The sequence below is a fragment of the Flavobacterium esculini genome (genome assembly GCF_048284325.1).
Taxonomy (GTDB): domain Bacteria; phylum Bacteroidota; class Bacteroidia; order Flavobacteriales; family Flavobacteriaceae; genus Flavobacterium.
Genome location: NZ_JBLVPI010000031.1, coordinates 1 through 11204 on the forward strand (window position 1 = coordinate 1; position 11204 = coordinate 11204).

An 11204-nucleotide genomic window follows, 5' to 3' on the forward strand; every position below is an offset into this window, starting at 1 on the left:
TTTTAATGAAAAATGGAGGTGGTCATTTTGCTCCGGAATTAGGTGGTCATTTTGAATTGGAATCAGGTGGTCACTTTAAATTGGAATTGGGTGGTCAATATCACTGGAATTTGCAGTTTGTCTTCGGGATAAACAAAATCATATTTAATCGCCAATGCTTTTAAAATATCGTAGAAGGCTTTTTCTTCTATATCTATTCCTAAATCTTTGAAGGAGTCCTTCTCTTTTTTTAGGGCAAAATATAGATCAATAATCTCATCGGTAAAATCTTCTAATACGATACTGTCTAATACATCACTTTCTTTTCGTTCGTTGTATTTGTCTACAATAAATTGCAGGCGTTTTGAAAAATCAATTCCCATAATTTTATTGATTTTCTGTACGTCTTCAATAGCTTTTGCTAACAGTTTTTGCAATAGTTTTATTTTGGTATTAGGAAGTTTAATTTTGTCCAATTTTGCCAAATAATCCTCAGAAAATATATCAACCTCTTTTTCTCCTGTTTCTCCTAATTTAAAGATCTCTTCTATTCCTTCACTTTCAATTGCTTCCTGAATCATATTGCGGACTCGATTGTTCATTTGGGCAGTATCAGGAGCTACTCCTTTGGTTAGTTTGAAGACTATGGATCGAACAGCCAAAAAGAAATGAATTTCATCTCTTACGTGATTCGTGAAAGCTTCGCTACCGGAACAAATATCATAGGCTGCTTTTAAACGCTTTACGATATATATAAAGCGCTTTTCTATATCTTGTGTTATTTGGGCAAATTCAGCGCCTTTATTCAAAGTGTTCAGTTGTTCCAGAGGTGTACCCTTGAAATACTTACTATTGTCAAATTTATGAAACAGTTTATGTAATAAATCCAGTTGGTCTTTAACTACTATAATGGATTCCTCGATGTCTTCAAAAATATCAGAATCCTTTTTGTTATAGTGGGCCAAAGCTAGATTCATTTGCTTTTTGATACCAATATAATCTACGATCAATCCTTTGTTTTTTCCTTCGAATTTTCGATTCACTCTCGAAATGGTTTGAATCAGATTGTGACGCTGAATCGGTTTGTCTATATACATCGTATCAAGGAATGGAACATCAAAACCTGTAAGCCACATATCAACCACAATAGCTATTTTGAAATTTGATTTTTCGTTTTTAAATTGACGATCCATTTCTTTTCGATCGTCTTTCGTACCCAATAAATAATACATGTCTTCCGGATCATCTTTTCCACGAGTCATTACCATTTTCATGCGCTCCATTGGTTTGATTTCCTTTTTCTCTTTATCCGTAAGGATTACTCCATCATCACAAACTTTTATTTCGCCCCATTCTGGTCTTAGTTCCAAAACGTTTTTATAAAATTCATAGGCAATGGGCCTGCTGCTGCAAACAAACATGGCTTTCCCTTTTACGGTAGCTCCTTCTGTTATTCTATTTTCATAATGAGTTACAAAGTCTTTAGCTAAATCTTTTAACCGCTTTGGATCTCCAATAATAGCATTCATTTGGGCCATCGCTTTTTTACTCTCTTCTATTTGATGCTCATTACTGCCTTCTTCTGCACATAAATTATAATAGTTTTCAATTTCATGCAGTTTGCTGTTATTCAATAAAACTTTAGCCGCACGGCCTTCATAAACGATGCGTACGGTAATTTCATCTATAACTGATTCTTTCATTGTATAGGCATCAACAACATCCCCAAATACGTCAATTGTTGCATCAATAGGGGTACCTGTAAAACCGACATACGTTGCATTTGGTAAAGAATCGTGAAGGTATTTAGCAAAACCAAAGGTTTTAATCACACCATTTTCAGTCACTTTTACTTTTTGGTCTAAATTGGTTTGGCTTCGATGTGCTTCATCTGAAATACAAATCACATTGTTTCTGTCGGTCAATAATTTAGTGTCTTCGGTAAACTTGTGAATGGTGGTTAAGAATACGCCACCACTGTTTCTTCCCTGAACTAATTCACGAAGGTTAGATCGACTTTCTACACTAATAATCGTATCATCACCCACAAATCCTTTGGCATTCGTAAATTGTCCGGATAATTGGTCATCGAGATCCGTTCTATCTGTGATAAGGATAATCGTAGGGCTGCCAAAATGAGTGCTTTTCATCAACAAGCGACTCAAGAATAGCATGGTGTAGCTTTTACCGCAACCTGTCGTACCAAAATAAGTTCCTCCTTTACCGTCACCTTCTGGTCGTTGATGTATTTTTATGTTTTCGAAAAGTTTTGTTGCAGCATAATATTGCGGATAGCGGCATACAATTTTTTCATTTTTCTTAGTGCTATCCGGTAAGTAGATGAAGTTTTGAATAATATCTCGTAAACGTTTTCGGTTAAACATTCCTTGTATTAAAGTAAACATAGCATCTATTCCATCGACTTCTTTTATCATCCCTTCAATTTTGCGCCAGGCGTAAAAGAATTCATAAGGAGCAAAGAATGATCCTGCTTTGGTATTTACTCCGTCACTTATGACACAAAAAGCATTGTATTTAAACAGATCGGGAATGTCCCTTTTATATCGAGTAGTTAGCTGTACATAGGCATCATGAATGGTTGTATTTTCCTGAATAGCGGTTTTGAATTCAAATACCACCAATGGCAATCCGTTGATGTATAAAATCAAATCCGGAATACGCATTTCATACCCTTTAATCGCCAATTGATTGACAATTCTATAGGTGTTGTTATCTTGTTCTGAATAATCAATGAACTGAATATAAACATCTTTCTGATTGCGGTCTTCACGTTTCAACAAAAAACCATCACTTACCATTTTCATAACAGTTTTGTTGGTTTCATACAAATCCGAAGCAGGCAAACGATCTAAATCCCTTAAGATAGAATCGATTTCGTTTTCGGTAATCTTTTCTGTCCTGTATTGGCTTCGCAGGTAATTTTTTAAATCCTCTGTAATCAGGACTTTTTCACTTACCACATGACCATAAACAGTTGGAGGTTCGGCCAAACCGTTGAATTCTGTTTTACGCACTTCACCGCCCGGAAGATGCGTCATAGCTTCCTCTTGCAGTAGGTGAATAAATGCCTTTTCTAATTGTGATTCTGTGAATTTCATTTTTGTTCTATTATTTTCCAATAACCTATCTTGTCTGTGCCCTCCCTCCCAATTATAGTGGCATCTCTCAATATCTTAATATTTTTTTCAATTGTACTCAGCGAAATCCCAAGTAGATCTGCAATATTTTGGCGAGTTAAATCTGGCTTAATGGAGATTAGCTCTAAAACAAATAATGCTTTTTCGTTATGTTTCTTCCGTATTTCTTCCGTATTTACTCCGTATTTACCCCGTAAATACCCCGTAAATACCCCGTAATTACCCCGTAAAAAAGCAACGTTCGTTTCCTTACCGAGAGTAATTCGGTCAGATAGTAATCCAAATTCCTTTTGAAGTTCTTCAATAGACTTCATTGTACCGGTTGAGACAACAGCTTGGTCGTTTGGCAACTGAGTTGTTTTTTTAAATACAGTAACCAGTATTCCTCCATCCATCGAAATAATTTCCGGCTCCGGCAAGCCCATCTCTTTACAGGCTTCATAAATTTTTAAGGTACCACGTCCCCAAGAATCAATATAACCGGCTTTGAAACAAACGTCGGCTATCAAAGGATTTCTGGGACGCGAAATATGGTGGCGTTTCAGGCTTTCCAGCTCCATGCCTTCGGGTAATAAACCTTCATTCCAAATGGTTAATTTATTATCATACACACGCATTTGAATCATCGATCCCATGTAGGAACGGTGTACCAAAGCGTTCAGCAGCATCTCTCGCATGGCAGCCACAGGGTAATCATCTTTTTCTATGCGTAGCAAACCTTCGAAGTCGATGGGTTTGGTGAAAAACTTGTAGTTTAATTGATTGGGAACTGTTTTTAACAATTCCATAATATTGCCTTCTTCAACTTCCTGAAAACGCAGGTCGGCATCGTTGACGCCAAAACGACCTATTTTTACTTTGATGTTGGGATAAAAACGATTCGGGTCTTTTCCGAACAGGATGATGGCGGCTCTTTTGAGTTTGCCGTGATCGAGCAAACGAATTTTTTCCAAAAGTTCTACAGTAGAAAGTTCTCCAATATCATTGGGCATACGTCCGCTCTTTAAGGCATCTTTGACAAATGTCTTTATACTGTTGTCGTCTATATCATTCAGACCAGCACCTTCTTCTATGACATCATCCCAAGTTTTACCCGCTTTTTTGAGTAAAAACTCGTTTAAGGTATTTCCGGTCATTTCCATTTTGGAACTGCCCGAACGATAATAGTAACGCCCTCGGAGCGACACAGGAACCGAGTACGGATTGACTCTGATTTCGATATATTTTTTACCCGCTTCATCATGCAAATTGACATCGCAGATGATACCCAAATTTTCACGAATTTTATTGGGAAGGGATTCCATTAGGGCTTTGTAATTCTCCAAATGCATTACCGCACCACCATTATCATCTTTGCCGATGAAAATAGTACCACCCACAGCATTGGCAAAACCGCATATCCATTTCAGATAGTCGTCATGCCAACTTCGTTTCCATTCAATGTTTTGAGATTCGCTCATTTTTTATATTTTATTTCTTGAATCATTCATAATACTCAAACTAATATCAACATCAGTAAGCTTTTTAATATTTACGGCTTCAATAAAATGGTCTTTTTTTAACTCAAGGGAGGATTGAATATAATTATCAAAATCCTCCCGAGTAAAATTAGAAATTGGAAAACCAAAAACGTGTCCCAAAAACTCAATCTCTGCAAATTTTTCATTTGAATACAAATAAGTCATTCTGTCAAAATACAAAATTGGCGTTTCGGGTTCTCTTTGAAAAAGCATCATTATACCAACTCGTCTCTTAAAATAATAAACTGGTAAATCACCATCATTGAATCTTGCAAACTGTCTTATAATATCATAAACTAATTCGTAACCTTTCCCATTTTGCCTGTTGAGCTCCTCAAAATACATTTTGTACAAGCCTCTTTTAAAAGCTCTACAAAGTTCCGATTGAGAAGCAAACATAAACGAAGGTCTAACGCTCAAACGTTGCTTTCCGTTTCGCTCTTTTATTTCAAAAAATTGGGACTTAAATTCTCCAACTTTTCTTTTTTGCACCCCCGAAATTAAAAACATTTTACGCGATATGTTAAATGTTTCTTTTAAAGCAACTTCAATCGAATATTTACCATTGTGTGTATCTTTATTTCCAAAATGATAATTACAACCATCACAGACATTTTTATTGTAATTCTGTCCTCCTAATGACTTCGGAATAGTATGGGCTTTCTTTTCAAAAGTTACAGTGGGTTCAGTTTCTAAACACCAAATACATATTTTACTAGTTATTGAATTATCCATTTCAAAATTTAAGTTACAAACCATATTTCTCAGCTGCCAAAACTTTCACCAATATCACCTACATGGCGTCCATCCAATGAAAAACTTCTTTGGTATTGGGTCCACAACTTTTGAGTGACTTCGAGGAGTTGTTTGACTAACATTTAAAACAACGTATAATTAATATCATTTTTAACTTTAATCTCATCCATTTTAAACAAATTAATCTGTTCATCATTTAATCCAATAGCAATCATATTCTCATAAATAGGTTGCTTTTCACCATGGTAAGAAGCATCCCAATTAACTGTTTTATCTTCTATTGATTCGATTATATTTTTAAAATATGGTTGATCAACGTTTGATATTGAATGACCTAAAACAATAATATTTTTAATGCTTTTCAGATTTGAAAAAAAGGTTTGATTATTTTGTATTATTTCTTCGGTTGATTTGTATGATTTACTAAAGTAAGTCAACAATTCCTCTTTTCCAGAGTCGTATGAATAATCATAGTTGTCTGCCATTTGTTGTTGCCATTCATAAATCTCTTCATCTGACAATCCATCAGGCTGAATTTCTTCTTTTGATTTAAATTCACTAGGATCGGTGCCATGTCCTAGAATTAATGTTTCATCAGAAGTTGCTTTATTATGTATGTATAAGATTCGAGAGTCATTTACGTTATAAAATCTTTCAAGTGTATCGGTATAGTTAAAATTCAAGAATAAAGCATCAGAATCAATTTTCAATTGCAATCCTTTCACGTCGTTTGGAAACTTTACATTCAAAATAAACTCTTTAAAAGCTTCATACATTTTCGCTGTTAAATTATCAACGATACCTTCCATGACCTGTTGGAAAGAATGCAAATCTCTATCCCTAAAATCATCACTGGCAATATTTGGAAGATAATCTGAGTTTTCATCTAAAATATACTCAAAGTCTAAATCTGCTAATGCATTTTCAAAATCCGCCCATAAGGGATCATAATAACTATCTTCATCATCTTGATCCAAATATGGTAAACCATAAAATTCAATTAAACAGTCATATAATTCAGTATGCTTATCTTGTAAAAACATACCAAAAGACTGATATTTAGTATCTAACCCATGATACAAATCAAACCCATTCCCTATTATGTAAAGTGTATCCATTGAATATTCTGAAATTTACTCATTATTACAATTTAATTTTATTCTTTTCCGTTCATTTTAAAAGTGCATAATTCTTTAAGCTCTTAGACACTATTTCTAGCTCTTTTATATATTCATGCATTTTATCAATCACTTGTTGATTGTGCATGTTTACTATTTCAGGTGTATATTCCTCCGGTTTATAAAACCTTGTTATAGTTGTTGTATCTTTTTCATATTTAAACTGAACTCTTTCAATATGTTTGTTAATATTTATAAAATATTCAATTTTATCATTATATTGTTTTCCAAAGAAAGATATAAATAACACTTTATTTTTCTTTAATTCTAAAAATAAACTATCATCAAATTCATAGAATTCGTTCAAAATAGGATTGTTCTTAAAAAATATAGAATTCACTATAACCCTATAAATTTCTTCAATACTGGATATGACATTAATATAAACATCAAATTTTTTTGAGTATAAATTTTGTTTTTTCCATATAAAATATCCGATTAAGGCTATCGTAATACCTATAGTTATCCCTGAAATTGAATCTTGAATAATTGTAAGCCAAAAGTCTATTGTTATCATTTTATTCTGTATGATTTTAATCATAATAATACACTAATCATTTTAATTGATTTTATATAATCTGTAAGAGTTGTTTGATTTCTTGATTAGTATTAAAATTTAGACTGTCTTCTTAAAGCCTCAACAGATAGGTCTAAATCAAAACTAGTTTTATCCTTTGACCATTCATCCCAAAAATCAACCGTAGCACTTTTAGGTTTAATTGTTGGTTTGTCAATTTGAACTCTACTAGGTAATAATGAAGCATCACCAACAATAAGAGCTTCTCCAATATCTAGAATTGGTAATAAATTTGCAAAATCACCTAAATTATCTGGAAACAAACGTTTTATTACATTTTGGTCATCTGGATTTGTCAAACGCATTGCTATGAAATTACCGCATTGACTCAAAATGGTTTTACTTACATCAGATGGTCGTTGACTAATCACAACTAAGGAAACTCCATATTTTCTTCCTTCCTTGCTAATTCTTTCGAAACTCTGTAATCCTTTTTCTTCTATTGAACCTTTAGTATTAGCAGGAAGATATAGATGAGCTTCATCGCAAAAAATTGATATTGGATGTCTATTATCTTCATCTGTCCATTGTTGGATAGAAAAAACTAATCTTGCTAATAATCCAGTTATTAAAGGTAAAATGTCGGATGGCACTTCTGAAAAGTCAATAATTTTAATACCACTTCCTTTTCCAAAATCGAGAAGCTTTTTAACTAAAATACTAAACCAAGCATAATCCAAAAGAACTGGATCTTCATTGAATAGAAAATTCAATCTCTTATCTTCTTTTTTACTCGTTAATCGCTGAACAAATCTAGTTAACTTACCAAATAGTGGGCCTTGTTTTTCTGTACCTACTTTAGCTCCTTCAACCATCTTTTGATCTTCATTATCCAATTCTTGGAGAAGTTGAGATATTGAAAAAGGTATTGGACTCTCAACCGTAAAATTGCTTAATACATCTAGTTTATTTTCAGCTTCTAACTTCTCTTTTTTTAGTTTTATTATCAAATCAAAAAGTGCTCTTGACTGATTTGGAGCATTGCTGTCACTTCTATCTAATAATAAAGATTCTATTTCTTCGTATGATAATAGCCAATAGGGTAGAAAAATATTGTCTGGATTTGTACAGTCATCAGATGGTCCTGCAATTTTTAAAAGAGAAACATTGTCTAATCCACTTAAAGGAGTATATTCTCCATGTAAATCAAGAACAATACAGTTTACTGATTTTAATTTTGATGCACTTTCGAGAACATTAGCTACCGTCCATGATTTACCTGAGCCAGTACCTCCAACTATCACTGCATGTCTTTGAAAGAATTTATTTCCATCAAGATTTACATCTGATTCCTCAGCAATTGTGTAAGTTCCCACCTTCAAAGGGTTTTCACTACTTGAAGAAATAGTTTTCATAAATTCGGTTAATTCAGCACCTACTAGCAAAAAACAATCAGCATTAATACTGGGAACTGTATTCAATGTTCTTTTGAATAAATTCTTTGCTGTTCCTTGCGTCTCAATAAACGTCCCAACTAAATTTACTTTAATTACATTTTCAATTATCAAATCAACATCGTCGTTTTCATCAATTTTAGCAGACAAAGCTTTCCTAAGAATCTTAGAAATTAGTCCTATAATTTTTTCGCCTGTCTTAGTTGAACGAATTTGTATGATTTGATTGACTTGAACATTATTTAATAACTCTTCACTTTCAACCAAAACAGTAATGTTACCTGTATCTACACATTGTACTTTTCCTAATTGCATATTTTTTTGTTTTATATTATTTCAATAAAATTATTTAGAGACCAAAAATTGCCTTCGAGAATAATTATTTGTTTTTCCAAGTTTCTTTCCTTTACGGTCACTTTAGTTTTGTTATCCCCATCGTCTTCAAGAAGTACATATTTTTCAGCGCTTTCGAGTTCATTTAGACATGTTTCAGAAATAATTTTAGTAATAACTACAATAGGAGTTCCTTTCTTAATTTTTGATTTAATTCTCGGGGTCAGATGTTCATCATTAAAGCCAAAACCTATTACTAAAAAGCTATCCGCAGAATTAATATATAAATCCGATTTTTGGATTAATTCTCTATAAGGACTTTTATATGCCTCTTGGTATTTATTCTTTCCTGGACAAATAATTTGAGGAACTGAACTTTCAATATTATTTTGTAAATATCGAATTTCCCCTCCAAAATCAAACCAATTAAGCGATCCGTGAACTTTAACAATGTTGACGATATTTTTTGATGAAAATAAATTTTCGTCAAATAGAGAAAGTTCTTTACCTAAGAATCCATCTGTAAAAGGTATTCCATGAAATGAAAGTACATTTTCAATAATACGGTCATAATTAGTAGTAATAATATTAGTGACTTTTGGATGAGCATCACTAATTTTTTCTACTAATTTTTTAATTCCATTAAAATCATTACTATTTGAAATTAAAAGATTTTGTAATACCTCATAATCAACAGTTGAAATTGCATGCCAAATTGTATTTCTTATTTGTGGCATTACTTCATGATACTTTTCTTTACCAAGCTCAACTTCAAGATTAACACAATCTTTATCAAACTCTGGAATGCTATCTTTTAAAATCTCATTTAACGTATTCATACTAGGAAGCCCAAAAGGAACTGTTGCGCCAGACCCCCAGATAATTATAGGTGGAGTTTTTAGATAATTTTGAATTATTGTAAAAACTCTTTCTTTTATTTCTTCCATTTCTAGTATACCTTTCAAAAAATTATTTTATCACAATATTTAATTGCCTCGGGACAATGAATAACTATTCCATTATCTATTTGAACTTCAGAAAACCATAATAATCTATGTTCTTGTTGATGCTCATATTTTTTATGCTTCATAAACATTTCAACTCCTAAAGTTATTTGAGATATTTCCTCTTTCATCATAATTGGATTACCAAAGTCAATATTATGAAATGCTTTATTCTGTTCATTTTCTAATATTTGAACTTTAGAATTTCCATATATACAATCGCCTCCAATACCTGTATTAACAAAAGGCAATTTTCTTGCTATTTCTTTACCAAAGTTTACTGAATCATTTATTTTTAGTGCTCCAACACCCTTAAAATCCTTAATTACATTTTCATTCAAGGAATTTGTTGCACATAGTACATAAGCATTGATTCCACCTTCATATGATACATATTGACTAGTCTTTTCCATTAAATCCACCAACTAGATTTTGTCCTTCAGTTCTATCGCCTTGCATTTCATCATCATACTTTTTAAAATTTTTAAAACTTGATAGGTAGATATTACCATCTACAAAAAAATCATCAATATATTGAATATCACTCAAAATTCTATAAATAGGATTTAGTCTATTTAACCACGTTACATGAAAAGCTGATGTACTTTGAATATAGTTCATAATGGTTACATAATTTCAGTTTCTACTTTTATCATTTTTGCTAATAATAAATCTCTTAACAAACTATGTCGCTTCATCATGAATATAATTGTTTTAAATTGTAGTAATACCTAAATAATTTGATAAATTTTCAGGAAATAAACCTTCTGAAACTGAAAATGCATCACTGTTCAATAAATTCCAAATACCTAAACTACTTTTATCGTTTAAATGATATCCAATTACACTTTCTAACTTTTTAACATTAAAATGAATCTTGTTGATTCCTGCTGAATTGATAAGATTCCAGTTATTAGTAATCATTGCTTTATTTGTGCTTTCGCAATAGATCTTATGATATTTAAGCGTCTGGATATCAATAAATTCTGAAATTGTCGAAATGTCTAAATCTAATTCATCAAAATCCCAATCATTAATTACGAAATAATCAATCTTAAACCATTTACACAATTCAATTAAATAAAGAGCGGTAGTTTTACCATGATGACAAACAATTGAAATGTTTTCAAAATTTAAAAATGTATCTGCAAATTTATCTTTGTCTATAATATTTTCTCTAGCCTGTATTGGAAAAACCGGTCAAATTGACCACCACTTTCCAGTGTAAATTGACCACCAGTTCCAGAGCAAACTGACCACCACTTTCCAGTTCAAATTGACCACCTAATTTCGGGGTAAATTGAT

The 11204-nt window shown here is 32.3% G+C and carries 11 protein-coding genes; all 11 read right to left on the minus strand.

Annotation, left to right across the window (positions count from 1 at the left end; translation table 11 throughout):
* Positions 1 to 62: 62 nt before the first annotated feature.
* The 11 genes from ACNQGG_RS16970 to ACNQGG_RS17015 all read right to left on the minus strand — a co-directional run bounded on the left by ACNQGG_RS16970 (position 63) and on the right by ACNQGG_RS17015 (position 10970).
* Complete coding sequence (locus ACNQGG_RS16970) at positions 63 to 3098, minus strand: type I restriction endonuclease subunit R (protein ID WP_417965994.1); 3036 nt, start codon at positions 3096 to 3098, stop codon at positions 63 to 65.
* Positions 3095 to 4597, minus strand: a complete 1503-nt coding sequence (locus ACNQGG_RS16975; protein ID WP_417965996.1) for an ATP-binding protein — start codon at positions 4595 to 4597, stop codon at positions 3095 to 3097. Before ACNQGG_RS16975 ends, ACNQGG_RS16970 begins: the two co-directional genes overlap by 4 nt.
* Before the next feature lie 3 nt (positions 4598 to 4600).
* Positions 4601 to 5392, minus strand: coding sequence for an HNH endonuclease (locus ACNQGG_RS16980; protein WP_417965998.1), 792 nt, complete (start codon positions 5390 to 5392; stop codon positions 4601 to 4603).
* A gap of 29 nt (positions 5393 to 5421) precedes the next feature.
* Complete coding sequence (locus tag ACNQGG_RS17290) at positions 5422 to 5535, minus strand: DUF6998 domain-containing protein (RefSeq protein WP_470303376.1); 114 nt, start codon at positions 5533 to 5535, stop codon at positions 5422 to 5424.
* Positions 5536 to 6531, minus strand: a complete 996-nt coding sequence (locus ACNQGG_RS16985) for a bacteriophage abortive infection AbiH family protein (RefSeq protein WP_417966000.1) — start codon at positions 6529 to 6531, stop codon at positions 5536 to 5538.
* A 52-nt stretch (positions 6532 to 6583) separates the two neighbouring features.
* A complete protein-coding gene (locus ACNQGG_RS16990) occupies positions 6584 to 7108 on the minus strand; it encodes a hypothetical protein (protein WP_417966002.1) in 525 nt (174 codons plus the stop codon).
* A gap of 92 nt (positions 7109 to 7200) precedes the next feature.
* Positions 7201 to 8877, minus strand: a complete 1677-nt coding sequence (locus ACNQGG_RS16995) for an ATP-binding protein (protein ID WP_417966004.1) — start codon at positions 8875 to 8877, stop codon at positions 7201 to 7203.
* 11 nt (positions 8878 to 8888) lie between these two features.
* Positions 8889 to 9842, minus strand: coding sequence for an SIR2 family protein (locus ACNQGG_RS17000; protein WP_417966006.1), 954 nt, complete (start codon positions 9840 to 9842; stop codon positions 8889 to 8891).
* Between the two features lie 14 nt (positions 9843 to 9856).
* Positions 9857 to 10321 (minus strand): hypothetical protein, encoded by a 465-nt coding sequence (locus tag ACNQGG_RS17005; protein ID WP_417966008.1) that lies wholly within the window; start codon positions 10319 to 10321, stop codon positions 9857 to 9859.
* Positions 10299 to 10520 carry a hypothetical protein gene (locus tag ACNQGG_RS17010; protein ID WP_417966010.1) on the minus strand — a complete coding sequence of 74 codons (222 nt, stop codon included), beginning with the start codon at positions 10518 to 10520 and terminating at the stop codon, positions 10299 to 10301. The genes ACNQGG_RS17005 and ACNQGG_RS17010 overlap by 23 nt, the downstream gene beginning before the upstream one ends.
* Positions 10521 to 10613: 93 nt before the next feature.
* Positions 10614 to 10970, minus strand: coding sequence for a hypothetical protein (locus ACNQGG_RS17015; protein WP_417966012.1), 357 nt, complete (start codon positions 10968 to 10970; stop codon positions 10614 to 10616).
* Positions 10971 to 11204: the final 234 nt, after the last annotated feature.